Raw genomic sequence first — 24,601 nt, 5'->3', positions numbered from 1 at the left:
CCACGACGGGAGAGAGCAGGGCATGGAGACATCCGGATTCGCACATTGGCTGATCGTGGTGGTGCAGGTGTTCGCCGCGCTGTTCCTGCTGCTGCTCGCCATGGGCGTGGCGCTGGTACTGGTGACCTGGTTCGTCGACCGCAACCAGACGTCCAACTCGGTGCTGCGCAATTTTCCGGTGATCGGGCACTTCCGCTACGGCTTCCTGCGGCTGGGCGAGTTCTTCCGCCAGTACCTGTTTTCCAGCGATCGCGAAGAGCTGCCGTTCAATCGCGCCGAGCGAGTGTGGGTGTATCGCGCGGCGAAGAATGCCGAGAACACCAACGCCTTCGGCTCCACCCGCGACCTGCGTGCCGAGGGCGTGCCGTTCTTCGTCAACGCCGCGTTCCCGGCGCTGGGCGACCACCACGTGGAGCCCAAGCCGCTGCGGATCGGGCCATACGCGCGCGAGCCGTACGACCACGCCGCGTTCTTCAATATCTCGGCGATGAGTTTCGGTGCGCTGTCGGCGCCGGCGGTGCGGGCGCTGTCGATCGGCGCGGCGCGGGCCGGCATCTGGATGGACACCGGTGAGGGTGGCCTGGCGCCGTATCACCTCGAAGGCGGTTGCGACATCGTGTTTGAGATCGGTACGGCCAAGTACGGCGTGCGCACGCCCGATGGCCGTCTGGACGACGACAAGCTCACCGCGATCTGCGCGCACAAGCAGGTGAAGATGGTCAGCATCAAGCTCGGCCAGGGCGCCAAGCCGGGCATGGGCGGCCTGCTGCCGGCGGCCAAGGTGACGCCGGAGATCGCGGCGATCCGCGGCATTCCCGAGGGGCAGGATTCGCAGAGCCCGAACCGGCATCTCGACATCGCCAACGTGGCGCAGCTGATGGACGCCATCGCGCACATACGTGAGCTCACCGGCAAGCCGACCGGCTTCAAGGCGGTATTCGGCGACATGCGCTGGATCGGCCAGCTGTGCGACGAGGTCGACCGCCGCGGCGTCGAGAGCGCGCCGGATTTCATCATCGTCGACGGCGCCGAAGGCGGCACCGGCGCCGCGCCGCAGACGCTGATGGAAGGTGTCGGCCTGCCGCTGCGCGAGGCGCTGCCGGAGCTAGTCAACACGCTGATCGCGCGCGGCCTGCGCGAGCGCATCAAGGTGATCTGCTCGGGCAAGTGCATCACCGCCTACGACGTGGCCTGGGCGATGTCGATGGGCGCGGACTTCGTCAACTCCGCACGCGGCTTCATGCTGGCGCTGGGCTGCATCCAGTCACTGCAGTGCAACCGCAACACCTGTCCCACCGGCATCACCACGCAGAACCCGCGGCTGCAGCGCGGGCTGGTGGTCAGCGACAAGAGCGAGAAGGTGTACCACTACGCGAAGAACGTGATGCACGAAGTGGGCATCATCGCGCACAGCTGCGGGCTGGACGATCCACGCGAACTCGACCGCAGCCACTGCCGCGTGATGGGGGACGAAGGTGTCTCCATTCCGCTGGAGAAGCTGTTTCCCTACCCGGAGCCGGCGACACGCGGATAAACCCCGGTAGGAGCGCACCCCCGGATCGAGTCCGGGGCAGGCTCTGTGCGCGAATGCTCTTGCTCCCGATCGACACATCAAAGCGCCTAAGCGTTCGCGCACAGGGTGCGCTCCTACAGTGCCTCGTTCTCTTGCATCGGCTGCCAGCCGTCCGGTCCGCGCACCTGCAGCGGCTGGAAGCGGCGCTTGTAATCCATCTTCGGGTGGCCCTCGATCCAGAAGCCCAGGTAGACCCACGGAATGCCGCGGCGGCGGGCCAGTTCCACCTGTTGCAGGATCGCCCAGGTGCCCAGGCTGCGCGCCGCCTCATCCGGATCGAAGAACGTGTAGACGGCCGACACGCCGGTGAGGCAGACGTCGGTGACGGACACCCCGAGCAGACGCGCGCCTTCGCGGAATTCCAGGAACAGCGTGGGGCTCCACGGCGCGGTGAGGAAGCGGCGGAAGTCGCTGGCTTCGGCCTCGTCCATGCCACCGCCGGCGTGGCGCGTGCGCAGGTAGCGCTCGTACAGCGCGTGCCGCTCGGCGTTGTAGCCGGGGATGCACTCGACCAGGCTGAGGTCCGCGTTACGCTTGAGGCAACGCTTCTGCGCGCGGTTCGCTACGAAGTTCGCCACGTCGATGCGGCACGGCGTGCACGCCTTGCACTGCGGGCAGCTGGGAAAGTACAGATGCCCGCCAGCACGGCGAAAGCCGCGCTCCAGCGCCGGCCCGTACAGCTGGTCCAGCTGCGGGGCCGCCGGGTCGATCACCAGGTTCTGCGCCGTGCGCTCGGCGAAATAGCCGCAGGCGTGGGGCAGGGTCTGGAACAGGCGGACGCGTTCGGAGCGCATGCCCCGATTCTATGCCTGCGTGGGCGCCGCGGATCAATCGTTGTGATCGATCGCCAGCCAGTGGGTGAGCTGGCCCTGGGCATCGCGCACCGGTTCGATGGCCAGGCGAACGGCGAGCGCGCTGCCGTCGGCGTGGGTCAGTTGCACACCCAGCATGGCTTGCTGATGGGCATCCAGATCGCGCTGGATCCGCTCCAGCGTATCGTCGTGCGGGCCGGTATCGTGCAGCAGTTCCGATACTGGCAGGCCGGACAGCGCCTCGGGCGTGCGGCCCAGGCGCCCGGCCAGGCGACTGTTGCTGAAGGTGATGGGCGCGGCATGCCACGGCCGGTGACCGGCCTGCATGATCAGCACGCTTTCGCGTACGCGCTCCAGCGAGGCGCCCAGCAGGGCCAGGTGGCGCTGGTAGTGCTTGCGCTCCATCAGCTCGATCAGCACGCGCAGGCTGCGCGCCGATTCCAGGTGGGCAGAGGTCCACAGGCGCGAGCGGCCGCGCACGGTTTCCTGCCACGCGGCGAAGCTCTGTCGGGGTGACAGGCGCGCGCCGGGAATGGTCTCCAGTTTGGACAGGTGCGGATTACCGCCCCAGCGCACGTCCTGGACCATCTCTCGCCGCGTCCACATGATCGCGCTGTGCGCGTCCGGCGCCAGCGGCATGAAGATGATGCCGGCGGCCTTGGGCGCCAGGTCGGCCAGGGCCGGGAACCGCTCGCCCAGCGCGGCGGTGTGCAGTACGCCGCTGATCGCATCGTGATCGGCGCTGGCCGGTGCAACGGCAGTCCGGATGCGGACCAGGCCCTCCGGCGACGGCACGTGGCCATGGGTGATCAGCTCGTCGCCGGCGAAGATCGCCACGCCATCGGCATCCACTACCTCCAGCAACTGCGGCGCAAGTTCGCCCAGGCGCGCGGCGCTGATCTGCTCGTTCTCGCTGAAGGCGGTGATCAGCTTTTCGCGCACGGTCAGCAGGCTGCTTTCCAGTTCTTCCTTCTCCACTTCCTGCAGCGCACCAATGCGCATCGCCAGGGCACTGGCGGCGCCGTCGGCCAGCTCGCGCATGTCGTGGTCGGCATAGCGCGGTGCGTAGTGGTGGCAGGAGATCAGCCCCCACAGCCGGCCGTTGACGATGATCGAAGCCACCAGGGTGCCGGTGACACCCATGTTGGACAGGTACTCCAGATGCACCGGCGACACGCTGCGCAGCGAGACATCGCTCAGATCCAGCGGCTGACCGGTGCGGGGATCGTCGGTCGGCACGATCGGGCTGGGCGTATAGCGCACGTCGCTGATGCCGCGCACGCGGTTGCGCAGGTACAGCGCGCGCGCCTGTGCCGGGATGTCGGTGGCCGGGTAGTGCAGGCCCAGATACGGTTCCAGCCCACGGCGCAGCGACTCGGCGATCACTTCGCCGTTCCAGTCTCGGTCAAAGCGGTAGATCATCACCCGGTCGTAGCCGAGCAGGTTGCGCAGGCTGCGCGCCACGCGCGCCGCGGCGGCGTCGATGCTGCGGTCGGCTTCGAGCTGGCGACCCAGTTCGTAGCTCCGGCGCAGCGGGTCTTCGTCGAACCGCGCCGCGTGCGGAGCCAGTTCGATCAGGCTGTGCTGCTCGTAGCGGTGCATGGCTGCCACCCAGCTCGCTTCGAGCGGCTGCTCGCGCCGTGAGAACTGCACGGGCACCCAGCCGGTGTGCGATGGTGTACCGTCATCCTCCGGCAGGCGATCAAAGCCGATCAGCGACGGCCACGGCGCGCCCAGGATCTGGTCCAGGGGTAGGCCGATCACCTCGGAGGCGTTGGCGCTGGCTTGGGTCACGAGGCCGCTCGAAACATCGACCGCCAGCAGCACGCCGTGGGGCTGGATGGAACCGGGAAGGTGGATCGGTTCGCGCGCGCAGGCCTCCAGGTCAACCGGCGCCGGGGGCGTCAGCGGCGCCGTCATGCACGCACCGCCTCCAGCATGCGCTGGGCACGTCCAAACATGGCGCGGGCAGCGGCGATAGCCGCTTGCTGCTGGTCGAGCTGGGAGAGTTGGTGGTCTAGCATCGACTGAAACGTCCTCCAGGTTCCGCGGCCGGCCTCCTGGCCAAGGCGGAAGAAGTGATGGGCGTGTCCGGGGAAGCGCTTCTCCAACAGGCGGAGCAGGATCTGGCCGCCGAGCGCCGAGCCCTCGATCACATAGAGCTCGCCCCATGATGCGGAGGAGCCGCCAACGACCTGTGAATGAGAGGCGCAAGCGAGCGGGAGCGGTTCATCTTCACGAGACAGCCCCCAGTCAGCGAGGTCGCGCGCCAGCGATTCACTTCGGCTGGCGTAATACCAGCCCGCATCGGCCAGTTCGCCGTGCAGCCACGCGGCGCGCTCGGTTTCCCACGCGCGGTGCAGGGCGTACTGGCCCAGCAGCAGCCGCCCGTAGGCGGCGGCGTCCAGCTGGCCATTCAGCAGCGTCTGCATCACCGCCGTGCGTTCGGCGGCAGCATGCTCGTGGCGGGTGGCGTCGCGCAGTTGGCGATGAGCGGGTGGAGGGCCGGGCGGCATGCAGCGGGTGACGGGCGCCAAACGCCTAGATCAGGCCCATGTAGCGCAGCATCAGCAGCACCACCGCACCGCCCACCGAGAGCAGCACGATGCGACGCACGCGCGTGACGGTGTGCTGGCGCTGGTTGATGGGCGAAGGGTTGCGCGCCGCGGCCAGCGCATCGCCATGACGGATCACCGGATCGATGCCGATCTCCTTCAGCAGCTCGCGGGCGCGGGTGTAGTCGTCGGCGTGGGTCACCCACACCTGCGGCCATTGCTCGCGGCTCTCGCGCTGCTGGATGTAGCTGAAGCGCTGGTGCGCGCGTCGGTTCCAGCGCGAGACGTTCTGCACCTGGCACTCGATGCCGTGCTCGCCGAGCAGGGCGACCAGGCGGTCGATGTTGGGCTGGTGCGGCGAGGTGTAGAGCTGGCGCATGGTGCGGGTCCGTCGGTGATCAGCTGTCGCGCAGGCGGATCAGGCCTTCCTGCGCGGTGGAGGCAACGAGGCGGCCGTCGCGGCTGAAGATCTGCCCGCGCGCCAGGCCGCGCGAACCCTGCGCGGTGGGGCTGTCGAACGAGTACAGCAGCCATTCGTCCACGCGGAACGGGCGGTGGAACCACAGCGCGTGATCCAGGCTGGCCATCTGCACGTTGTGGGTCATGTACGAGATGCCGTGCGGCAGCGTGGCGGTACCGATCAGGTGGAAGTCCGAGGCGTAGGCCAGCAGGGCGCGGTGCAGGATCGCCGAGTCGCTGATCGGCGCGGTGAGGCGGAACCAGATGTGCTGGATCGGTGGGCGCTTGACCGGGTGCAGATCGTCGCGCGGCCACACTTGGCGGAACTCGAACGGGCCGTCGATGCCCAACCAGCGTTGCAGCTTCACCGGCAGGCGGGCGAGCTCCTCGGGCGACAGGTGGCGCATCGGCTCCACGTCGTCCGGTGCCGGTACTTCGGGCATCGAGGTCTGGTGCTCGAAGCCCTTTTCCGGCTCCTGGAACGAGATCGAGCCGTTGAGGATCGGCTGGCCGTGCTGGATCGCCACCACCCGGCGCGAGGAAAACGTGCCGCCGTCGCGGGTGCGCTCCACGCTGTAGACGATCGGTGCGTCGATGTCGCCGGCGCGCAGGAAGTAGGCGTGCAGCGAATGCGCCTCGCGGCGCGGGTCCACCGTGCGCTGTGCGGCGGACAGCGCCTGCCCGAGCACCTGGCCACCGAACACGAAACGCGTGCCGATGTCGCGGCTCTGGCCGCGGAACAGGTTGTCTTCCAGCCGCTCCAGGTCCAGCAGGTCGACCAGTTCCTGGACGTGTTCCTCGCGCATGGGCTGCTCGATAGGTGATGAAGTGAGCCGGCGATTATAGCGGGGCCGGGTGATGGACATTCTGGCGAGTGCCCGACGCCGGCAGCGACTCGTCAGGCGCGAATTCGCCGCAACCCGCACCTGGCCAGCACCGCTTCCCATGGAAACAGCGGCCCCGGATCCAGCTTACGCGCCACTTCCAGCGAGGGATCGTCGCTGGCGGGCATCCGCGCGGTGTCCAGGTCCTCGTGCCCGGCGATTTCCCGCAGCGCCGGAAACTCGCGCCGCAGCTGGGCCAGCAGGTCCACCAGCGCGGCGATCTGCACGTCCGGGTACGGCTCGGTCATCGTCTGCTGGCGTGAATCCCACCAGTGCGGGTAGCGCCCCAGGTTCACCAGCTCGATGCCGATGGAATGCGGGTTGCAGCCGCGCACGTGGTGCGCCACGCGGGTGCCGGGCACGTAGCGCTCGATGCGGCCGTCGCGGTCGATGTAGTAATGCCCGCTGTTGCCGGTGCCACTCTCGTGCTGCACCCGTTCGCCGTATTCGCGCGCGGTGGCGAGGTCCGGCAGCTCGGTGCAGTGGATCACCGCCAGGGTCACCGCGTCGGCCGGGCGTGCGGCAAGGCGGTCGACGTAGGGCAGGGGATGGTCGTGGATCAGTGGCGGCATGGGCGAAAGTCTCGCACGGCGCCGGGTATCATGGACGGCCCGCCCCGCCCAGGAGCCGCCATGCGCAGCCCGATCATCCTCTCGCACGGTTCCGATTCCGGCCCCGACGCCACCAAGGTCAGCGCGCTGGCCGCGCTCGCCGAATCGCTGGGCTGGACCACGCTGCGCCCCGATTACCGCGAGGACGACGCGCTCGGCTACGCCGGTTCCGTGCCAGCCCGGCTGGCCCGCCTGCGTGCCGCGATCGAGGCGCAGCCGGCGCCGCCGGTGCTGGTGGGTTCGAGCATGGGCGCGTTCGTCTCCGGGCTGGCCTCGCTGGAGCACCCGGTCGCCGGCCTGTTCCTGCTGGCGACGCCGGAGAGCATCCCCGGCTGCGAGGTCGATTTCGACGTCACCCCCGACGTGCCCACCGTGCTGATTCACGGCTGGCGCGACGAGCTGTGCCCGCTGGACGACATGTACACCTTCGCCGCCCGACGCCAACTGCCGCTGCTGATCCTCGACGACGACCATCGCCTGGGCGCCAGCGTCGACGCCATCGTCGGCCAGTTCCGGCTGTTCCTCGACCAGCTGGCGGCGCGCGCATGACGGCTTTCTTCTCCAGCTGCCCCAAGGGCCTGGAATACCTGCTCAAGGACGAACTGGCCGCGCTCGGTGCACAAGACGTGCGCGAGACGGTCGCCGGTGTGCACTTTTCCGGCACGCTGGAAACCGCCTACCGCGCCTGCCTGTGGTCGCGGCTGGCCAGCCGCGTGCTGCTGCCGCTGGGCGAGTTCGACGCGGCGACCGACGAGGCGCTGTATGCCGGCGTGCAATCGATCGACTGGTCGACCCATCTCGCCAGCCACGCCACGCTGGCGGTGGACGCGCACACCACGCTGAGCAAGCTCACCCACAGCCAGTACCTCGCCCAGCGGGTGAAGGATGCCGTGGTCGACCAGTTCCGCCAGCGCGACGGCGAGCGTCCCAGCGTGGATACCGACGAGCCGGACGTGCGCATCAACGTGCGCCTGCGCCGCGATCGCGCCACGCTGTCGCTGGATCTCTCCGGCAGCCCGCTGCATCGCCGCGGCTGGCGCGAGCTGCAGGGCGAGGCGCCGCTGAAGGAAAACCTCGCCGCCGCGATGCTGCTGCGCGCGGGCTGGCCGCAGATCTACGCCGAGGGCGGCGCGCTGCTCGACCCGATGTGCGGCTCCGGCACGCTGCTCATCGAAGGCGCCTGGATGGCCGCCGACGTGGCGCCGGGCCTGCACCGCGAATACTTCGGCTTTCTCGGCTGGGCGCAGCACGACATCGCGCTGTGGAAGCGCCTGCACGAGGAGGCCACGCAGCGCGCCGAGGCCGGCCTGCGCGCGCTGCGCTCGTGCTTCTTCGGTTCCGATTCGGACCCGCGCATGGTGCAGACCGCCAAGCGCAACGCACAGGAAGCGGGCGTCGCCGGCTTCTTCACGCTGGATCGCCACGACGCCCTGCACGTGGCGCCGCCGCCGGGCGTGCCGCGCGGCCTGGTGATCACCAATCCTCCCTACGGCGAGCGCCTGGGCGAGCGCGAGCAGATGCCGCCGCTGTATCGCGCGCTGGGCGAAACGCTGCGTGCCCGCTTCACCGGCTGGCGCGCCGCTGTGCTGGCCGGCGACGTGGAGCTGGGCCGCGCCATGCCGCTGCGCGCCGAAAAGAAATACACGCTCTACAACGGCGCGCTGGAAACCGTGCTGCTGATCTTCGAGCTGCACGCGCGCGAGGCGATGCCGCACGAGTCCAAGCCGCTGTCGCCCGGCGCGCAGATGCTGAAGAACCGGCTGGAAAAGAACCTCAAACACCTGCGCAAGCGGCTGCAGCGCGAGGGCATCCACTGCTGGCGCGCCTATGACCAGGACCTGCCCGAGTACGCCGCCGCCATCGACGTCTACGCCAACGCGGCGGGAGACACCTGGCTGCACATCCAGGAATACCGCGCGCCGGTGGAGATCCCAGTGGAGACGGCGCGCACGCGCATGCGCGAGATCACCCGCGTGGCGGGCGAGGTGTTCGGCCTGCCGCGCGAGCGCATCGCGCTGAAGACGCGCGAGCGCGGCAAGGGCGGTTCCAAGTACGGCCAGTTCGACCAGCGCGGCGAATTCGTCGAGGTGGAGGAGGGCGGCCTGAAGTTCCTGGTCAACCTCACCGACTACCTCGACACCGGCCTGTTCATCGACCACCGGCTGGTGCGCGCGCGGTTGCGCGAGCTGGCCAAGGGCCGGCGTTTCCTCAACCTGTTCGCCTACACCGCCACCGCCAGCGTCTACGCGGCGGCCGGCGGCGCGCGCGACACCACCAGCGTGGATCTGTCGGCCACGTATCTCGACTGGGCCTCGCGCAACCTCGCGCTGAACGGCTTCACCGGCAGCATGCACAAGCTGATCCAGGCCGACGCCATGGAGTTCCTGCGCGGCGAGCGCGATCGCTACGGGGTGATCTACGTCGATCCACCGACCTTCTCCAACTCCAAGCGCGCCGAGGATTTCGACGTACAGCGCGATCACCTCGCCCTGCTCATGGCCTGCGGTGACCGGCTGGCGAACGACGGCGTGATCGTGTTCTCCAACAACTTCCGCCGCTTCGCGCTGGATCGTGCGGCGCTGGAAGAACGATTCACCATCGAGGACTGGACCGCCCCCAGCATCCCGTTCGATTTCGCGCGCCGCGCCGACATCCACGGCTGCTGGCTGCTGCGTCCGCATGCGGTAGCGAGCGACGTGAACCCGTGGGATACCGCCAGGATCAAACGTCGGTAAGGTTTCAGTGCGCATTAAGTCGGTGAAGCCGAGCATTCACCACGCATAGACGCACACAGGTGGTGACCCGCATGAACAGCAAAGGCAAGATCGCAGCACTCGCCCTGATGACGGCCTCGGCGCTCTCGTTACCACTCAGCGCGACTGCCGGGGGCTGGGGTCATCATGGCGGCTATCGTGGTTATCACGGCGGTGGCTACTACGGCGGTTACCACGGCGGTTACCACCACGGTGGCTACTGGAGTGGCGGACGCTGGATCGCCGGTGCGATCGTTGCCGGTGCGGTGGTGGGTCTGGTCGATGCGGCGGTCAATCCGCGCCCGGTCTATTACGACCGCCCGGTGGTCTACGCCCGCCCGCGCACGGTGATCTACGAAGATCGCCCAGTCGTGGAGCGCCGCGTGGTGGAAACGCGCACCGTGGTCTACGACGACGGCTACCCCACCCGCTACGTGCGCGACGACGGCTACTACGGCGACTGATCGCGGCGAACGATTCCAAAGAAAAAGCCCGGCACAGACCGGGCTTTTTCTTTGCACGCAGGCGCCGCCGAAAGCTCAGGGCTTGCGCGTGGGCTGGTCGGCCGCGCTGCCGCTGCGCCGTGCCTTGGCCGACAGGCGATCGAACTCGGCCTTATCGATGATCTGCACCGACTGGATCGCGCACGGCGGCTGCTCGTGCGAGCGCACCGTCTCGCCGACTTCGCCGCAGATGCGGCTGTCGCCCAGGGCCTGGTTGGACGGGTTGGGCCGGAAGATCAGGCCTGCCGGCCCCAGGCCCAGCCGCGGGCAGTCGCTCTGCAGGTTGACGCGATAACGCTTCGGCCCGGTGCGGACGGTGGCGGTGCGATTGTCGACGATGTGCCACTCGTTGATCTGATCAATGCGAATGCAGTCGCCGATCGGCTTGATCGGCGTGCGTGCCTGTGGGGCCGTGGCGGCGCTGGCCGCGGCGGCGGTCACCAACAGGGACAGCAGCAGGGCGGAAACGGGCACTTTCATGGTTCACCTCGTCATCGGGTTGTTGGATCCGGCGAGCGCGGCCGGGACCTTGCACAGCTGGCCTGGAATCACTATCTGCCATCGGCGTATCACAGGATCTGAACGAATGCTGCGGCAACATCGGACGCTGTTCCCGTTACCAGCCCTTCGCATGCTCGCGCGCTCTCGCCGCCCCATGATGGATCTGCTGTCGTCATTTTCCGGGGGCGCCGCGTGAACGTAGCTCCCATGGCCATCGCGGCCGATCTCCTACCGCGCTTCCAGGCCGTCCGACAGCGCACGGTATCGCTCAGCGCACCGCTGAGCGCTGAAGACATGATGGTGCAGTCGATGCCCGATGCCAGTCCGGGCAAATGGCACCTCGCCCACACCACCTGGTTCTTCGAGCAGTTCGTGCTGTCGCGTCGTCCCGGCCACGCCCCGCGGCGGCCCGAGTGGATGGTGCTGTTCAATTCCTACTACCAGTCGGTCGGGCCCATGCATGCCCGGCCACGTCGCGGCCTGCTGTCGCGCCCCTCGCTGGCCGAGGTGCTCGATTACCGACGTTACGTCGACGAGGCGGTGAGCGAACAGCTCTCGACCGGCGACGATCCGGAACTTGCCACGCTGGTGGAGCTGGGCTTGAACCACGAACAACAGCATCAGGAGCTGCTGCTCACCGATATCAAGCACGCGCTGTGGTGCAACCCGCTGCTGCCCGCGTACGGCGAGCCTTCGCGCGGCCCGGCAGCGGCGCCTGCCGCGCCGATGCGCTGGGTGACGGGGCGCGAGGGCATCGTCGAGATCGGCCATGCCGGTGGCGGTTTCACTTTCGACAACGAGACGCCGCGCCACCGCGCCCTGCTGCAGCCGCACGCACTGGCCCATCGCCTGGTGACCAACGCCGAGTACCTCGCCTTCGTGCACGACGGCGGCTATCGCGAACCGGGCCTCTGGCTCTCCGACGGCTGGGCCACGGTGCAGGCGGAAGGCTGGGAAAAGCCGATCTATTGGCAGCCGGGCCTGGCCAGCGAATTCACCCTGCACGGCGTGACCGCGCTCGACCCGGCCTCGCCGGTATGCCATCTGAGCTATTTCGAAGCCGACGCCTTCGCCCGCTGGGCCGGTGCGCGTCTGCCGACCGAGGCCGAGTGGGAATCGGCCGCTGCGGCCTTGCCGGTGCGGGGAAATTTGCAGGACAGCGGCCATCTGCATCCGCAGCCGGCATCGGGCGACGAGGGGCTGCTGCAGATGTTCGGCGACGTGTGGGAGTGGACCGCCTCGCCCTACGTCAGCTACCCCGGTTTCCAGCCGCTGCCCGGCTCGCTGGGCGAGTACAACGGCAAATTCATGAACGGGCAGTGGGTGCTACGCGGCGGCAGCTGTGTCACGCCGTGCGACCACGTGCGGGCAAGCTACCGCAACTTCTTTCCACCTCACGCCCGCTGGCAGTTCGCAGGGATTCGACTGGGACACGATCGATGAATTCACAAGTAGCGGATCTTCGCGACGACGACCGTCGCCCGCCGGACAACCTCGTGCTGGAGATCGTCCAGCGCGGCCTGCGCGCCAGCCCCAAGCGGCTGCCTTCGTGGCTGTTCTACGACGAGCGCGGCTCGCACCTGTTCGAGCAAATCTGCGAGCAGCCGGAGTACTACCTCACCCGCTGCGAGATCGCGCTGATGCAGTCGCACGGCTCGCAGATCGCGCAGGCGCTGGGGCCGGACGTGCGCCTCGTCGAATACGGCAGCGGCCACGCGATCAAGACCGACATCCTGCTGCAGCATCTCGCCGCGCCGGTGGCCTACGTACCGGTGGAGATATCGCCCGAGCCGCTGCGCCAGAGTGTGCAGCGCCTCACCGCCCGGTTCCCGCAGGTGCCGGTGCAGCCCCTGTGCGCGGACTTCACCAAGGGCCTGCGCCTGCCGGTCTCGCCGCGCGGTGCGCGGCGCACGGTGATCTATTTCCCCGGCTCCACCATCGGCAACTTCGATGCCGCCGAAGCGGCCACGCTGCTGCGCAAGATGCGTGGCGAAATGGGGGAGCGCGGCGGCATCCTGATCGGTGTCGACCTCAAGAAGGATGTCGCCGTGCTGGAGGCGGCGTACAACGACGCGGCGGGCGTCACCGCCGAATTCACTCTCAACATGCTGGCCCACGTGAACCGCGCCACCGGCAGCGATTTCAATCTCGGCCGCTTCCGCCATCGCGCGCGCTACAACCCGATGGCTGGGCGCATCGAAACGCACATCGTGTCCACCGCCGAGCAGAGCGTCAGCGTCGGCCGCCAGCTGGTGCGTTTCCGTGAGGGGGAGGCGATGCAGGTGGAATACAGCTGCAAGTACTCGCTCGAAGATTTCGCCGCACTGGCCCATCGGGCGGGCCTGGAAGTGCGCAACGTGTGGCTCGATCCCGAAGAGATGTTCAGCGTGCAATATCTGGTGCGCGCGGGCGCAACCAGCTGACGGTGCCGCAAACGTTTGCCTCGACCACGTGACGGCCGGCCGCTGAGGGCCGGCGGCGGACGCAGTCCGACGCCGCACGGGATGCGCGGCGCGAAGTGCCGGCTCGTTTCCGACGACAGGCATCTTGGGCGCATGGTCCGGCTGCACGCGGTGTAGGGCATCGATCGTCCGCGCGCAGCGACAGCTCATTCCGTCCCGCCCCTGCAACGTCTGGCCGCATTCCCGCCCCATGACGGCGGTGCCACACTCGCCTGTCATTCCCTGGCCTGTCGCATGTCCGACCACGCATCTCCCCGCATCGCCATTATCGGTGCCGGCACAGCCGGCCTCACCTGCGCGTACCAGCTGCGCCAGCGGGGCCTGTCGCCGGTGATCTTCGAGAAGAGCCGCGGCATCGGCGGGCGCCTCGCCACGCGCCGCACCGACCATGGCGATGCCTACGACCACGGCGCGCAGTTCGTGACGGCTCGTGATCCGGCCTTTGTCGATCTGCTGGCAAACCTGCAGCAAGCCGGCGCGGCCGTCGCGTGGTCGCCGCGCCTGCCCGAGCAGGCTCCGCGGCCGGCGCACACCTGGTGGATCGGAGCCTCCGGCATGAGTGCGCTGGTCCGGCCGCTGGCCGACGCGCCGGATATTCGCCTGCGTTCCACCGTAAGCGCGCTACGCCGGCACGCCGGTCAGTGGGAGCTGCAGCTGGCCGAACAGGATCATGCCGAACACTTCGATGCCGTCGTCGTCACTGCGCCCGCCCCGCAGGCCCGCGCGCTGCTGGCTGGCGTGTCGCCGCTGACTGATGCGCTGGAGCACGTCGACATCGCACCCTGCTGGGCGGCGATGCTCGCCTTCGACGCGCCGTTGGACGTGTCGTTCGAGGCGGCACGCTTCGACGCGGGCCCGATCGCCTGGATCGCCCGGCAATCCAGCCGCGGCGGACTCGTGGGCCACCGCGACCGCTGGCTCGTCCACGCCGCGCCGGAATGGAGCGCCGCGCATCTGGAGGACGCGCCGGACGAAGTCCTGACGTTGATGCTGTCGGCCCTGGCCGAACGGACGGGCGTGGCACTGCCGCCGATCGCCTTCGCCCAGGCCCATCGCTGGCGTTACGCGATGACCACGCGGCCACTCGGTCAGCCGATGCTCGCCGATGCGTCCGGACGCCTGTGGGTGGGCGGGGACTGGTGCCTCGGCGCGCGCGTGGAAAGCGCGTTCCAGAGCGGGTTGGCGATGGCGCAGGCGATCGGCGCCGCCTGGTAGCCGCGGCGACAAGCCCTCGCCGGATCGCTTCAGGAAGGCCGGCGAGCGCCCAGCATGATCAGCACTTCCTGCGCGCTGCGGATGCGCTCGGTGGCGCCGGGAAGGTCCAGCGTGACCTTGAGCTTGTCCTGTCCTTCGAGCTTGTAGACGCGCGGCAGGCTCTGGATCAGCTTGATGATCAGCAGCGGGTCCACCTCGGGCTTCTCGCGGAACAGGATGCGCCCGCCGGTCGGGCCGAAGTCCAGCTTGCGGATGCCCAGCGGCGTGGCCATCAGCTTGAGCGTGGCCAGTGCGAACAGGTGCTTGGTCGGCTCGGGCAGCAGGCCGAAGCGGTCGATCATCTCCACCTGCAAATCGCGCAGGTGGTCGTCGCTCTTGGCGCTGGCGATGCGCTTGTACAACGTCAGGCGGGCGTGCACGTCGGGCAGGTAGTCGTCCGGGATCAGCGCCGGCAGGTGCAGTTCCACCTCGGTCTCGTGCTCGGAGGAGAGGTCGAAGTCCGGCACCTTGCCGCTCTTCAGCGCGCGCACGGCGCGGTCGAGCAGCTCGGTGTAGAGGCCGAAGCCGATCTCCTGGATCTGGCCGGACTGCTCGTCGCCCAGCAGCTCGCCAGCGCCGCGGATCTCCAGGTCGTGAGTGGCCAGGGTGAAGCCGGCGCCCAGTTCCTCCAGCGAGGCCAGCGCCTCCAGGCGCTTCTCGGCATCCGGCGTCATCGACTTGCGGTCCGGCACCACCAGGTAGGCATAGGCGCGGTGATGCGAACGACCGACGCGGCCGCGCAGCTGGTGCAGCTGGGCCAGGCCGAAGCGATCGGCGCGGTTGATGATGATGGTGTTGGCCGTGGGGATGTCGATGCCGGTCTCGATGATCGTGGTGCACACCAGCACGTTGAAGCGCTGGCGGTGGAAATCCGCCATCACCTGTTCCAGCTCGCGCTCCGGCATCTGGCCGTGGGCGATGCCGATGCGCGCCTCGGGAATCAGTTCCTGCAGCTCGCGCGCGGTGCGCTCGATCGAGTCGACCTCGTTGTGCAGGAAGTACGCCTGGCCGCCGCGCGACAGCTCGCGCTGGAACGCCTCGCGGATCGTCGCCGGGTCCCATGCCGCCACGAAGGTACGCACCGCCATGCGATGCGCCGGTGGCGTGGTGATCAGCGACAGGTCGCGCAGGCCGGCCATCGCCATGTTCAGCGTGCGCGGGATCGGCGTGGCGGTCATGGTCAGCAGATCCACCTCCGCGCGCAGCTTCTTCAACTGCTCCTTCTGCCGCACGCCGAAGCGCTGCTCCTCGTCCACGATGACGAGGCCCAGATTCTTGAACTTGATGTCCGGCTGCAGCAGCTTGTGGGTGCCCACGATCACATCGATCTGGCCGTCGGCAAGGCGCTTGAGCGCCTCGTTCACTTCCTTGGTGGAGCGGAAGCGCGAGAGCACGTCCACCTTCACCGGCCAGTCGGCGAAGCGGTCGGCGAAGTTGCGGTAGTGCTGCTGGGCGAGCAGGGTGGTCGGCACCAGCACCGCAACCTGCTTGCCGGCGGTGGCCGCGGCGAACGCGGCGCGCAGCGCGACTTCGGTCTTGCCGAAGCCGACGTCGCCGCAGATCACCCGGTCCATCGCGCGCGGCGCGGCGAGGTCGCCGAGAACGGCGTCGATCGCCTGCTCCTGGTCTGGCGTTTCCTCGAACGGAAAGCTGGCGCCGAACTCCTCCACCAGCTGGCGATCCACCGCCATCGACTCGCCGCCGCGCGCCTCGCGCTGGGCGTATATCGCCAGCAGCTCGGCAGCGACGTCGCGCACCTTCTCGGCCGCCTTCTTGCGCGCGCGCTCCCACGCATCGCCGCCCAGCGAATGCAGCGGTGCCAGCTCTGGCGCCGTGCCGGAGTAGCGGCTGACCAGGCCGAGCTGCGCCACCGGCACGTAGAGCTTGTCGCCCTTGGCGTACTCGATGATCAGGAACTCGCCTTCCATGCCGCCGAGCTCCATCGACTCCAGGCCCTGGTAGCGGCCCACACCGTGGTCGACGTGCACGATCGGCGAGCCGATCGAGAGCTCGGTGAGGTCGCGGATGATGGTGTCCGGATCGCGCGCCTGCCCGCGCCGACGCTTGCGCTCGCTGCGCACGCGCTCGCCGAACAGCTCGCGCTCGGTGAGCACGGTGATCGCGGGTTTGGTCAGCGCGAAGCCCTGTTCCAGCGGGGCGATGGTGATGGCGAAGCGCGCACCCGCTCCCTCTCCCCCGGCCCTGCGCGATGCGGCCTCTTTTTCCCCGACTTGGCGCGGCGGGACTCCCTCTCCCCCGGCAACGCCGGGGGAGAGGGTTGGGGTGAGGGGGCCGCTCTTGCTTTCGGACGAGGAGCCAGAAGCCCCCCTCTCACCAGCCCTCTCCCCCGACTGCGTCAGGGGAGAGGGAGCAGTCCCGGCCAGCCCGAGGAATGCGCTCCAGCTCTCCACGTTCGCCGGCTTCATCCCCGCCGCCGCCAGCTGCTCGATCAGCGACTCGCGCCGTCCCGCCGAATCGGCAGCTACCAGCACACGCCCCTTGTAGCTGGCCAGAAAGTGCTTGAGCGACGTACCTGGCTCCTCGCCCTTGCGATTCAGCGCCACCTCGGGCGCCGGCTGCGTGCCGGCATCCACGCTGTGCTCGTGGCCGGAGGGCACGATCTCCACGCGCAGGCGCTTGTTCCACTGCTCGCGCAGCTGCTCGGGCGAGAGGTACAGCTCGGCCGGCGGCAGCACCGGACGCTCGATATCGTGCGCGCGCTGGTCGTAGCGTTCGGCGGTCTGCGTCCAGAACTGCTCGGCCGCCTCGCCGGCGCCTTCGCCCAGCACGAACAGCGCATCGCTGGCGAGGTAGTCGAACAGCGTGGCGGTCTGCTCGAAGAACAGCGGCAGGTAGTACTCGATGCCGCCGGGCGTCACGCCCTCTTTCATGTCCTGGTAGAGCGGACAGCGGCGGATGTCGATCGGGAAGCGCTCGCGCAGGCGCGTGCGGAAATCCTTGGCGGCGTTCTCGGTGAGCGGGAACTCGCGTCCGGGCAGCAGCTCCACCTTCTCCACCGGCTGCTGCGAGCGCTGGGTCTCCGGGTCGAAGCTGCGGATCGATTCCACCTCGTCGTCGAACAGCTCGATGCGGTACGGCTCGGCCGCACCCATCGGGAAGATGTCGATCAGCGCGCCGCGCACGGCGAAGTCGCCGGCCTCGGCCACCTGCGGCACGTAGCGGTAGCCGGCCGCCTCGAGCCGGCGCTGTTCGGCGAGCAGGTCCAGTTTCTGGCCCTTGGCCAGCATCAGTCCGGCGCCGGTGATGTGGCTGCGCGGGGCGATGCGCTGCATCAGCGTGGCCACCGGTACCACCAGCACGCCGCGCGTCACCGACGGCAACCGGTACAGCGTGGCGATGCGCTGGGAGACGATCTCCGAGTGCGGGCTGAAGATGTCGTAGGGCAGGGTTTCCCAGTCCGGGAAATGCAGCACCGGCAGGTTGCCGGCAAACAGCTTCAGCTCGTCCTCCAGCGTCGAGGCGCGCTGGGTGTCCCGCGTGACGGCCACCAGCAGGCCGTTGTGCGAACGCGCGGCCTCGGCGATCAGCAGCGCGCGGGCGGAGCCGTGCGGCGGTGTCCAGAAGCGGCGTTGGCGCGGCGTGGTGGGAAGCGGCGGGTGGGAGATCGTGGGGCTGGAATCGGGCATGGACTGGCGCGTGGCTCGTCGACGCGCGGAACGCGCGGGTAAAGCGCACAAGTGTACTGCGACCCCGCCGCCGAGCCGGCAGCCACCGCCCCTGTAGGAGCCCGCTCGCGCGCGATGCTTTTGCTTTGATCTCGATCCAGGGCGAAGAGCATCGCCCGCGAGCGGGCTCCTACAACGGGAATAGGCAGCCGCTAGAGCTTGAGCGAGATCTGCGCGGTGCCGGGTTCGTCGGTGGCGGGGCGGCGCTGGAAACCGAGCTCGCGGCACAGCTCCAGCATGGGGCGGTTCTCCATCAGCACGTAGCCCCAGATCTCGTGCAGGCCGCGGCGCCGGCAATCGTCCACCAGACGCTGCATGAGCAGGGCGCCCAGGCCACGCCGGGCCCAGTCGTGCTCCACCAGTACCGAGAACTCGGCGCTGTTGGCCGACTCGTCCACGTAGATGCGGCCCACGCCGCGCATCTCGGCCGGTTCTACTGCTTCGTCCATCAGCACGAAGGCGGTTTCCACGGCCGGATCGATGTTGCACAGGCGCTGCGCCATCGGCTCGGGCAGCTCGGACATCGCGTGCAGGAAGCGGCGGCGGATGTCTTCGGGCGAGAGCCGGGTAAAGCAGCGCTTGAGGGCGGCCACGTCGTCGGGACGGATGCCGCGCAGGAACAGGTTGCGGCCATCGCGCGTGCGCACCGGCTCGCCCACGTTGGCCGCGGGTACGGCCTCCAGGCGGGGTGCGAAACGCTCACGGCTACGCGGCGGGACGATCATCGACGGGGCGGCGCGCATCAGGGTCGGAATCGGCAGGGCGTTCATGTCCATACTTTAGCGTATCTAGTGCGCTGCAACATGAACGTGCGCGGCACTGGTATGGCCGGCCGTATCGCTCGCGGAAGCAGGCGGGAGGCGACTTTCCGGACGTTCGTGCCATGATGGTCTGCTCCGATCATGTCGCGATGCGGCAACCCGCCACAGGAGTTCTCTGCGATGTCCCAGCAACTGGCCCAGCTCACCGTGCTGGTGAACGACTACGACGAGGCGATCGCCTGGTTCACCACGCGATTGGGCTTCACCTTGCGCGAGGATACGCCCCTCGGTGGCGGCAAGCGCTGGGTGGTGATGGCGCCGCCGGGCTCCGACGGTACCGGTTTGCTGCTGGCGCAGGCGGCAACCGACGAGCAGCGGGCGGCCGTCGGTCGCCAGGCGGGTGGGCGGGTGTTCCTGTTCCTGCGCACCGACGATTTCTGGAGCGATTACCGGCGCATGCTCGCCGCCGGCGTCGCCTTCCGCGAGACGCCGCGCGAGGAGCCGTACGCCACGGTGGTGGTGTTCGAGGACCTGTACGGCAACCCCTGGGATCTGCTGCAGCCGAAAGGCTGAGCCGCCCGCTCAATCGGTAACGTCGGGCTCGAAGAAGCTCCAGCGGATGTCGGTAAATTCGGCCTTCATCGCCGCCTCCACCGCATTGATGGCATCGATCAGGCCGCGGTCGGAGCTGGCCGGCTCCATCTTCGCCTTCACCGCCACCATCACGTCCGGGCCCATCTGCAGGGTGATCAGGTTGAGCACCTCGGCCACTTCCGGGCGGCTCTTGAGAAAGGTGAGCAGCTCGGCGCGGCGGCGCGGCTCCACGCCCTGGCCGATCAGCAGCGCCTTCACCTCCACCGCCAGCAGCACCGCCACCACCAGCAGCAGCACGCCGATCGCCAGCGTGCCCAGCGCGTCGAACATCAGGTTGCCGGTGAGCATGGTGGCGCCCACGGCCAGGGCGGCGAGACACAGGCCGATCAGCGCGGCGAGATCCTCGCCGAAGATCACCAGCAGTTCGCTCGAGCGCGTCTCGCGGAACCAGGTCCACAGCGGCTGGTTGCCGCGCGCCTTGTTCACTTCCTGCATGCAGCCGCGCATCGAGATGCCTTCGGCGACGATGCCGAACACCAGCACGCCCAGCGCCAGCCACGGCCACTTCAGCGGCTCGGGATGGCTGAGCTTGTGCACGCCCTCGTAGACGGAAAACATGCCGCCCACGCTGAACAGCAGGATGGCGACCAGGAACGACCAGAAGTACATCGCCCGGCCCCAGCCGAGCGGGAATTCATCCGAAGCGGGTCGCTGCGTCTGGCGCATGCCGAGCAGCAACAGGCCCTGGTTGCCGCAGTCGGCCAGCGAGTGCACCGCCTCGGCCAGCATCGCGCCCGAGCCGGTGACCAGGGCGGCCACCAGCTTGGACACGAAGATCGCGAAGTTCGCGCCCAGCGCGAGGAAGATCGCCTTGAGCGAATTGGCATGGCCGGACATGCGGGTGTTCCATCACGGGATCGGGGCCACGCAGTGTAGCGGCGGCGCAGATCCTTGCGCCGGCGGGTGGCTCAGTGGATGCCCACGCCCACACCCACGCCGAAGTGGACGTTGTTGCGCCCGGCCTGCATCTCCTCGGCCGTCCATGCGTGGGCCTGGTCGACAGTGACCAGCGGGAACACGTAGTCGGCCTCGCCGACCTTGCCCGCGCGGCTGCCGTTGAGTTTGCCGGTCACCGTGATCAACGCGCCGTTGGGGTAGGCCATCGGCTCGACGAAGCCGTGCATGACCGCGATGAAGCGTCCGTTGCCGGTATCGCCCACCTTCGGGCGCTGCGAGGAGTCGAGCGGATAGGCCAGCACCTCGATCTCGCTGCGGTCGGCCAGGTTGTTCACGCTGACCACGCGGCCACCCCAGATCACGCTGCCGTTGGCATAGCGCTCCGGCGCGCGCGCCACTTCGAACGGCACGGCGGCCACGGCATTGGGCGCCACCTTGTAGATCGGCGCCGGCGCGCAGGCGGCCAGCGCCAGCAGCGCGGTGGAGGCAAGCAGAGGGCGAAGAAGGCGACGCATGGCAAGGCTCCTGGGCAGACGGCAAGACAGCATGGCGCAATCGCGATGGACGCCGAACGCGGGCGGGATACGCCCCGCCGAATCGAGGTCGCCAGCTTAGCGCGGCCGCGCTGAACGTGGCGCCGGGCGGCGCGAAGGCGGGGGCGGGGTGGGCGCCTCGGCGCTGTCGTTGGCCAGCCAGTCCAGCTTCCATTCGGCCGGCTCACCCTGACCGAGCAATCGCGCCATCGCGCGCAGCGGCTCGCGCAGGGTCTGGTCGAGATTCCACGGTGCGTTGAGCACCACCATGCCCGAGCCGTTGAGGCGCAGCGGTGAATCGTCCGGATGCACCAGCAGTTCGGCGCGCAGCACGCGTCGCGCGATGCCGTGCTGCAGGCCGCGCAGGAACGGCTGCACCTGGCTGCGCAGCTTGATCGGGTACCACACCGCATAGACGCCGGTGGGCCAGCGCTCGATCGCCCCCTTCAGCGCCTGCTCGATCAGCCGGTACTCGGCCTCCTGAGCCTCGTATGGTGGATCGATCAGCACCAGACCGCGCTTCTCCTTCGGCGGCACCAGCCCCTTCAGCGCCTCGTAGCCGTTGCGGTGATGCACGTGCACGCGCGCGTCGCGCTGGAACAGTTCGCGCAGGCGCGAAGCTTCTTCCGGATGCAGCTCGCACAGCTGCGCGCTGTCGCCGTCGCGCAGCGCGCGGGCCGCCTGCAGCGGCGAGCCGGGATAGAGCTTCAGGCCGTCCTCGTTGCCGGGCGGGGCGAGGATGCCGTCGAGCCAGCGGCGCAGCAGCGGCGGCAACGAAGCGGAAGCCGCATCGGTGGCGCCCATGTCGGGAAACAGCAGGCGGTGGATGCCGTCTTTGTACTCGCCGGTCTTGCCCGCCTCGCGGCCGTCCAGCGCGTAGCAGCCGCTGCCGGCGTGCGTGTCGATGTAGGCAAACGGCGTGGGCTTGGCCTTGAGCGCCTCGATCAGCGCCAGCAGCACGGTGTGCTTGAGAACATCGGCGAAGTTGCCGGCGTGGAAGGCGTGGCGGTAATTCATGGGGTGCGACCGGCGAGGAAGGCCCCAGTATAAGTGGCGGCCTTCCTCCCATCTCGGCAGCGGACTCGCTCAGCGGCCGAAGACGTCCCCGATCGCCGTAGCGATCTCGCCCGCATGCGTTTCCAGGGCGAAATGCCCGGTGTCGAGGAAGCGCACGTCGGCATCGGGCAGGTCGCGCTTGAACGCCTCGGCACCCGGCGGCAGGAAGAACGGATCGTGCTTGCCCCAGATCGCCAGGAAGCGCGGTCGGTGGGCGCGGAAGTACGCCTGGAACGCGGGGTACAGCGCCACGTTGCTCTGGTAGTCGCCAAACAGGTCCAGCTGTATTTCGTCCGACCCCGGCCGGGCGAGGTAGTGGTTGTCCAGCGCAATGCCATCGGGCGATATCTGCGATTCGTCGGGCACGCCGTGTACGTACTGCCAGCGGGTGGCTTCCGGCGCCAGGAAGGCGCGCAGCGCATCGCGGTTTTTCTGTGAGGGGTCGCTCCAGTACGTCTGGATCGGGTTCCAGCCTTCGCTGAGTCCCTCGACGTAGGCGTTGCCGTTCTGCGACACGATGCCGGCGATGCGCTCCGGATGCTTCATCGCAATGCGCAAGCCGACCGGAGCGCCGTAGTCGAAGACGTAGACCACAAAGCGATCGAAGCCGACCACCTCGGTGAACCGGTCGATCACCTGCGCCAGATGGTCGAAGGTGTAGGTGAACGCATCGCGTGGCGGCATCGCCGACTGGCCAAAGCCTGGCAGGTCCGGCGCGACAATGTGGAAACGGTCGGCCAGCAACGGAATCAAGTCGCGGAACATGTGGCTGGAGCTCGGGAAGCCGTGCAACAGCAGCAGTTTCGGTGCGCCCGGGCGGCCGGCTTCGCGATAGAACACGTTGAAGCCGTCGACGTCGGCAGAGCGGTAATGGATGGTGGTGGACATGGCAGTTCTCCTGGTGGTGGGGTGCGCGGTGGCGCATCAATCGGTGCTGGCCGTGCGAAAGGCGCTGCCGGGGGCTTCCGGCCGCAGATAGAGGACCAGCGCGGTACAGACGAGGAGGAATCCGGCGACGGGCGACCACAGGGCGATCGCGGTCGCGGCAGCGAAGGCCAGCAGCGTGCCAGCCGAGCGGCGCCGAGCCATGCGCCGGGCGCGTTCGCACAGTTGCGGTTCGTCGGCCTGCGCAAAGACGTCGCGCTCGAACAGCCGGTAGGCGAGGTTCACGCAGACGAACACGCCGGCATAGAACGCCACCGGCACGGCCGCCAGTTCGGTGCGTGCGATCCAGGCGGTGGAGAAGGGCACCAGTGACACCGCGAACAGGTGCGCGAAGTTCACCCAGATCAATCGCGGCGTGGTGCGGCGAACGAGCCGCAGCAGGTGATGGTGGTTGACCCACACGATGGCGATGAACAGGTAACTCGCCGCATAGCTCACCGCCGTCGGCCACAGCGAGCCGAGTGCGCTCAGCGAGGCGCTTTCCGGTGCTCTCAGTTCCAGCACCATCAGCGTGATGATCACGGCGACGACAGCGTCCGAGAACGCGCCGACGCGTTCGGTGCCTGCAGATTCGGGTGTCGTATGCATGGCGGCGTTCCCCGTGCGATGGCTACGGCGGCTAGTTCAGTGGGCGAGGGCGTCGCGCTCGTCCGGCGCCAGTGCCGCGGCGTGGACCAACGCCTTCACCCGGTCACTGCGCGAGCCGCCGGCGATGGCGCCGGGGTAGGCGCGGCCAGCCGGCACCGCCGGGTCATCGACCCGCTCCAGGGCGGCCACGTCGTCGGCGTAGGCTGTGAAGGATATCGATGAAGTAACCGTCTTTATGCCGTTTTGGCGGGCTTGACGGGCAACCTCTTTCCAGCTCGAGCCATCGGCCCAGGCTCTGTGCATCCATGCGGCGGTACTCACGTTCGTCATCATGATTTGCCCTCCATCCGGCTTGTTACGGATCAGCCAATGACCAACGCAGCGTCGCGTTCGTAACTTGATAAATCTTGTTTTGGAGGTTATTCCCGCCATTCGTAACTTGTCAACATCCTTTTTGATGGTTACCGTTGCGGCCATGGAGGTGACCCGTGACCTTGTCGATTCCTGCGCTCTTTGTGGCCGATGCCCCCGGCCTGGATTTCCTCAATTCCGTCGCCACGCCGGTGGACACGCCGCTGGACTGGCTTGCCGATGGCGAAGGCCTGCTTAACTGGCTTGGGCAAGCCGCACTGGTGCCGCACGAGGTGCTCGAGCGTTTCCGTAACGAGGCGATGCCGGGCGAACTGGATCGCGTCGCCGCGCAGGCACGCGATCTGCGCGAGTGGTTTCGCGGCTTCGTGCGGGCGCACAAGGGGCGGCCGCTGACCGCCGAGGCGCTTGCGGAACTGGCGCCGTTGAACCGGCTGCTGGAGCGCGACGAACTCCATGAAGTGGTCGGTCCCGCCACGGAAGCGGCGCACGGTCTGTCGCTGCAGACCGTGCGCCGGTGGAAGTCGCCGGAGTCGCTGCTGCTGCCGATCGGCGGCACGCTGGCGCGCTTGCTGACCGGCGAAGACTTCGCCTCCGTCAAGGCCTGCGAAGGCCCGAACTGCACTTTGCTGTTCGCCGATCACACCCGGGCGCGCAATCGCCGCTGGTGCAGCATGGAGCTGTGCGGCAACCGCGCGAAGCAGGCGGCGCACCGCCAGCGGGCGCGCGAGCGCCGGTGAGGTCG

At 68.5% G+C, this 24,601-nt stretch carries 23 protein-coding genes and 1 pseudogene; 9 read left to right on the top strand and 15 right to left on the bottom strand.

Annotation, left to right across the window (positions count from 1 at the left end):
• Nucleotides 1-22 precede the first annotated feature (22 nt).
• Complete coding sequence (locus tag ACTHJF_RS07645; RefSeq protein ID WP_440266599.1) at nucleotides 23-1,534, top strand: FMN-binding glutamate synthase family protein; 1,512 nt, start codon at nucleotides 23-25, stop codon at nucleotides 1,532-1,534.
• 113 nt (nucleotides 1,535-1,647) lie between these two features.
• On the opposite strand, the gene ACTHJF_RS07640 is transcribed toward ACTHJF_RS07645, so the two are convergent.
• The 6 genes from ACTHJF_RS07640 to ACTHJF_RS07615 all read right to left on the bottom strand — a co-directional run bounded on the left by ACTHJF_RS07640 (nucleotide 1,648) and on the right by ACTHJF_RS07615 (nucleotide 6,855).
• Nucleotides 1,648-2,367, bottom strand: coding sequence for an arginyltransferase (locus ACTHJF_RS07640; RefSeq protein ID WP_440266598.1), 720 nt, complete (start codon nucleotides 2,365-2,367; stop codon nucleotides 1,648-1,650).
• Between the two features lie 33 nt (nucleotides 2,368-2,400).
• Nucleotides 2,401-4,305, bottom strand: a complete 1,905-nt coding sequence (locus ACTHJF_RS07635) for a GAF domain-containing protein (RefSeq protein ID WP_440266597.1) — start codon at nucleotides 4,303-4,305, stop codon at nucleotides 2,401-2,403.
• Nucleotides 4,302-4,901, bottom strand: coding sequence for a biliverdin-producing heme oxygenase (locus tag ACTHJF_RS07630; protein WP_440266676.1), 600 nt, complete (start codon nucleotides 4,899-4,901; stop codon nucleotides 4,302-4,304). Before ACTHJF_RS07630 ends, ACTHJF_RS07635 begins: the two co-directional genes overlap by 4 nt.
• 25 nt (nucleotides 4,902-4,926) lie before the next feature.
• Nucleotides 4,927-5,319 carry a DUF2007 domain-containing protein gene (locus ACTHJF_RS07625; protein WP_431633870.1) on the bottom strand — a complete coding sequence of 131 codons (393 nt, stop codon included), beginning with the start codon at nucleotides 5,317-5,319 and terminating at the stop codon, nucleotides 4,927-4,929.
• Between the two features lie 19 nt (nucleotides 5,320-5,338).
• On the bottom strand, nucleotides 5,339-6,205 hold the full coding sequence (tesB, locus tag ACTHJF_RS07620) for an acyl-CoA thioesterase II (protein ID WP_440256462.1): 867 nt from the start codon (nucleotides 6,203-6,205) through the stop codon (nucleotides 5,339-5,341).
• 92 nt (nucleotides 6,206-6,297) lie between these two features.
• Nucleotides 6,298-6,855, bottom strand: a complete 558-nt coding sequence (locus ACTHJF_RS07615; RefSeq protein WP_440266596.1) for an N-acetylmuramoyl-L-alanine amidase — start codon at nucleotides 6,853-6,855, stop codon at nucleotides 6,298-6,300.
• Nucleotides 6,856-6,915: 60 nt separating this feature from the next.
• Here ACTHJF_RS07615 and ACTHJF_RS07610 point away from each other — a divergent pair, with 60 nt between their 5' ends.
• The 3 genes from ACTHJF_RS07610 to ACTHJF_RS07600 all read left to right on the top strand — a co-directional run bounded on the left by ACTHJF_RS07610 (nucleotide 6,916) and on the right by ACTHJF_RS07600 (nucleotide 10,111).
• Nucleotides 6,916-7,443 carry an alpha/beta hydrolase gene (locus tag ACTHJF_RS07610; protein ID WP_440266595.1) on the top strand — a complete coding sequence of 176 codons (528 nt, stop codon included), beginning with the start codon at nucleotides 6,916-6,918 and terminating at the stop codon, nucleotides 7,441-7,443.
• A complete protein-coding gene (rlmKL, locus tag ACTHJF_RS07605; RefSeq protein WP_440266594.1) occupies nucleotides 7,440-9,629 on the top strand; it encodes a bifunctional 23S rRNA (guanine(2069)-N(7))-methyltransferase RlmK/23S rRNA (guanine(2445)-N(2))-methyltransferase RlmL in 2,190 nt (729 codons plus the stop codon). The genes ACTHJF_RS07610 and rlmKL overlap by 4 nt, the downstream gene beginning before the upstream one ends.
• A gap of 71 nt (nucleotides 9,630-9,700) precedes the next feature.
• On the top strand, nucleotides 9,701-10,111 hold the full coding sequence (locus ACTHJF_RS07600; RefSeq protein ID WP_440266593.1) for a hypothetical protein: 411 nt from the start codon (nucleotides 9,701-9,703) through the stop codon (nucleotides 10,109-10,111).
• Between the two features lie 75 nt (nucleotides 10,112-10,186).
• On the opposite strand, the gene ACTHJF_RS07595 is transcribed toward ACTHJF_RS07600, so the two are convergent.
• Nucleotides 10,187-10,630 carry a DUF6491 family protein gene (locus ACTHJF_RS07595; protein ID WP_440266592.1) on the bottom strand — a complete coding sequence of 148 codons (444 nt, stop codon included), beginning with the start codon at nucleotides 10,628-10,630 and terminating at the stop codon, nucleotides 10,187-10,189.
• Between the two features lie 228 nt (nucleotides 10,631-10,858).
• Here ACTHJF_RS07595 and egtB point away from each other — a divergent pair, with 228 nt between their 5' ends.
• From egtB to ACTHJF_RS07580, 3 genes are all read left to right on the top strand, one after another.
• Nucleotides 10,859-12,094 carry an ergothioneine biosynthesis protein EgtB gene (gene egtB / locus ACTHJF_RS07590; protein WP_440266591.1) on the top strand — a complete coding sequence of 412 codons (1,236 nt, stop codon included), beginning with the start codon at nucleotides 10,859-10,861 and terminating at the stop codon, nucleotides 12,092-12,094.
• Complete coding sequence (gene egtD / locus ACTHJF_RS07585) at nucleotides 12,091-13,074, top strand: L-histidine N(alpha)-methyltransferase (protein WP_440266590.1); 984 nt, start codon at nucleotides 12,091-12,093, stop codon at nucleotides 13,072-13,074. The genes egtB and egtD overlap by 4 nt, the downstream gene beginning before the upstream one ends.
• Before the next feature lie 273 nt (nucleotides 13,075-13,347).
• Nucleotides 13,348-14,328, top strand: a complete 981-nt coding sequence (locus tag ACTHJF_RS07580; RefSeq protein ID WP_440266589.1) for an NAD(P)/FAD-dependent oxidoreductase — start codon at nucleotides 13,348-13,350, stop codon at nucleotides 14,326-14,328.
• A 29-nt stretch (nucleotides 14,329-14,357) separates the two neighbouring features.
• On the opposite strand, the gene mfd is transcribed toward ACTHJF_RS07580, so the two are convergent.
• On the bottom strand, nucleotides 14,358-18,014 hold the full coding sequence (gene mfd / locus ACTHJF_RS07575; RefSeq protein ID WP_440266588.1) for a transcription-repair coupling factor: 3,657 nt from the start codon (nucleotides 18,012-18,014) through the stop codon (nucleotides 14,358-14,360).
• A gap of 191 nt (nucleotides 18,015-18,205) precedes the next feature.
• Nucleotides 18,206-18,823 carry an N-acetyltransferase family protein gene (locus ACTHJF_RS07570; protein WP_440266587.1) on the bottom strand — a complete coding sequence of 206 codons (618 nt, stop codon included), beginning with the start codon at nucleotides 18,821-18,823 and terminating at the stop codon, nucleotides 18,206-18,208.
• Nucleotides 18,824-18,994: 171 nt separating this feature from the next.
• On the opposite strand from ACTHJF_RS07570, the gene ACTHJF_RS07565 reads away from it, so the two are divergent.
• Nucleotides 18,995-19,387, top strand: coding sequence for a VOC family protein (locus ACTHJF_RS07565; RefSeq protein ID WP_440266586.1), 393 nt, complete (start codon nucleotides 18,995-18,997; stop codon nucleotides 19,385-19,387).
• A 9-nt stretch (nucleotides 19,388-19,396) separates the two neighbouring features.
• On the opposite strand, the gene ACTHJF_RS07560 is transcribed toward ACTHJF_RS07565, so the two are convergent.
• The 6 genes and pseudogenes from ACTHJF_RS07560 to ACTHJF_RS07535 all read right to left on the bottom strand — a co-directional run bounded on the left by ACTHJF_RS07560 (nucleotide 19,397) and on the right by ACTHJF_RS07535 (nucleotide 23,820).
• Nucleotides 19,397-20,305, bottom strand: a complete 909-nt coding sequence (locus ACTHJF_RS07560) for a cation diffusion facilitator family transporter (protein ID WP_440266585.1) — start codon at nucleotides 20,303-20,305, stop codon at nucleotides 19,397-19,399.
• A 71-nt stretch (nucleotides 20,306-20,376) separates the two neighbouring features.
• Nucleotides 20,377-20,880 carry a Slp family lipoprotein gene (locus tag ACTHJF_RS07555; RefSeq protein ID WP_440266584.1) on the bottom strand — a complete coding sequence of 168 codons (504 nt, stop codon included), beginning with the start codon at nucleotides 20,878-20,880 and terminating at the stop codon, nucleotides 20,377-20,379.
• 96 nt (nucleotides 20,881-20,976) lie between these two features.
• The gene (locus ACTHJF_RS07550; protein ID WP_440266583.1) at nucleotides 20,977-21,915 is read right to left on the bottom strand and encodes a 23S rRNA (adenine(2030)-N(6))-methyltransferase RlmJ; all 939 of its coding nucleotides are present in this window, start codon (nucleotides 21,913-21,915) and stop codon (nucleotides 20,977-20,979) included.
• A 69-nt stretch (nucleotides 21,916-21,984) separates the two neighbouring features.
• Nucleotides 21,985-22,879: pseudogene (locus ACTHJF_RS07545) on the bottom strand (alpha/beta fold hydrolase).
• Nucleotides 22,879-23,487, bottom strand: coding sequence for a TMEM175 family protein (locus ACTHJF_RS07540; protein ID WP_431633852.1), 609 nt, complete (start codon nucleotides 23,485-23,487; stop codon nucleotides 22,879-22,881). Before ACTHJF_RS07540 ends, ACTHJF_RS07545 begins: the two are co-directional and overlap by 1 nt.
• A gap of 36 nt (nucleotides 23,488-23,523) precedes the next feature.
• A complete protein-coding gene (locus ACTHJF_RS07535) occupies nucleotides 23,524-23,820 on the bottom strand; it encodes a hypothetical protein (protein ID WP_440266582.1) in 297 nt (98 codons plus the stop codon).
• 155 nt (nucleotides 23,821-23,975) lie between these two features.
• Here ACTHJF_RS07535 and ACTHJF_RS07530 point away from each other — a divergent pair, with 155 nt between their 5' ends.
• Complete coding sequence (locus tag ACTHJF_RS07530; RefSeq protein ID WP_440266581.1) at nucleotides 23,976-24,596, top strand: CGNR zinc finger domain-containing protein; 621 nt, start codon at nucleotides 23,976-23,978, stop codon at nucleotides 24,594-24,596.
• Nucleotides 24,597-24,601 lie beyond the last annotated feature (5 nt).

Source organism: Dyella sp. (assembly GCF_051962475.1).
In the GTDB taxonomy this organism is placed as follows: Bacteria; Pseudomonadota; Gammaproteobacteria; order Xanthomonadales; family Rhodanobacteraceae; genus Dyella_A.
The sequence above is the reverse complement of the archived record's forward strand: the minus strand, read 5'-3'. Positions and strand labels throughout refer to the sequence as shown.

Bases quoted from the DNA above. Each gene is read 5' to 3' on its own strand.
- ACTHJF_RS07565 (WP_440266586.1), top strand. From the start codon at position 18,995: ATGTCCCAGCAACTGGCCCAGCTCACCGTGCTGGTGAACGACTACGAC.
- ACTHJF_RS07635 (WP_440266597.1), bottom strand. From the start codon at position 4,305: ATGACGGCGCCGCTGACGCCCCCGGCGCCGGTTGACCTGGAGGCCTGC.
- ACTHJF_RS07540 (WP_431633852.1), bottom strand. From the start codon at position 23,487: ATGCATACGACACCCGAATCTGCAGGCACCGAACGCGTCGGCGCGTTC.
- rlmKL (WP_440266594.1), top strand. From the start codon at position 7,440: ATGACGGCTTTCTTCTCCAGCTGCCCCAAGGGCCTGGAATACCTGCTC.
- egtB (WP_440266591.1), top strand. From the start codon at position 10,859: ATGGCCATCGCGGCCGATCTCCTACCGCGCTTCCAGGCCGTCCGACAG.
- ACTHJF_RS07595 (WP_440266592.1), bottom strand. From the start codon at position 10,630: ATGAAAGTGCCCGTTTCCGCCCTGCTGCTGTCCCTGTTGGTGACCGCC.
- ACTHJF_RS07610 (WP_440266595.1), top strand. From the start codon at position 6,916: ATGCGCAGCCCGATCATCCTCTCGCACGGTTCCGATTCCGGCCCCGAC.
- ACTHJF_RS07625 (WP_431633870.1), bottom strand. From the start codon at position 5,319: ATGCGCCAGCTCTACACCTCGCCGCACCAGCCCAACATCGACCGCCTG.
- ACTHJF_RS07600 (WP_440266593.1), top strand. From the start codon at position 9,701: ATGAACAGCAAAGGCAAGATCGCAGCACTCGCCCTGATGACGGCCTCG.
- egtD (WP_440266590.1), top strand. From the start codon at position 12,091: ATGAATTCACAAGTAGCGGATCTTCGCGACGACGACCGTCGCCCGCCG.
- ACTHJF_RS07535 (WP_440266582.1), bottom strand. From the start codon at position 23,820: ATGATGACGAACGTGAGTACCGCCGCATGGATGCACAGAGCCTGGGCC.
- ACTHJF_RS07550 (WP_440266583.1), bottom strand. From the start codon at position 21,915: ATGAATTACCGCCACGCCTTCCACGCCGGCAACTTCGCCGATGTTCTC.
- tesB (WP_440256462.1), bottom strand. From the start codon at position 6,205: ATGCGCGAGGAACACGTCCAGGAACTGGTCGACCTGCTGGACCTGGAG.
- ACTHJF_RS07580 (WP_440266589.1), top strand. From the start codon at position 13,348: ATGTCCGACCACGCATCTCCCCGCATCGCCATTATCGGTGCCGGCACA.
- ACTHJF_RS07640 (WP_440266598.1), bottom strand. From the start codon at position 2,367: ATGCGCTCCGAACGCGTCCGCCTGTTCCAGACCCTGCCCCACGCCTGC.
- ACTHJF_RS07570 (WP_440266587.1), bottom strand. From the start codon at position 18,823: ATGAACGCCCTGCCGATTCCGACCCTGATGCGCGCCGCCCCGTCGATG.
- mfd (WP_440266588.1), bottom strand. From the start codon at position 18,014: ATGCCCGATTCCAGCCCCACGATCTCCCACCCGCCGCTTCCCACCACG.
- ACTHJF_RS07630 (WP_440266676.1), bottom strand. From the start codon at position 4,901: ATGCCGCCCGGCCCTCCACCCGCTCATCGCCAACTGCGCGACGCCACC.
- ACTHJF_RS07645 (WP_440266599.1), top strand. From the start codon at position 23: ATGGAGACATCCGGATTCGCACATTGGCTGATCGTGGTGGTGCAGGTG.
- ACTHJF_RS07555 (WP_440266584.1), bottom strand. From the start codon at position 20,880: ATGCGTCGCCTTCTTCGCCCTCTGCTTGCCTCCACCGCGCTGCTGGCG.
- ACTHJF_RS07615 (WP_440266596.1), bottom strand. From the start codon at position 6,855: ATGCCGCCACTGATCCACGACCATCCCCTGCCCTACGTCGACCGCCTT.
- ACTHJF_RS07560 (WP_440266585.1), bottom strand. From the start codon at position 20,305: ATGTCCGGCCATGCCAATTCGCTCAAGGCGATCTTCCTCGCGCTGGGC.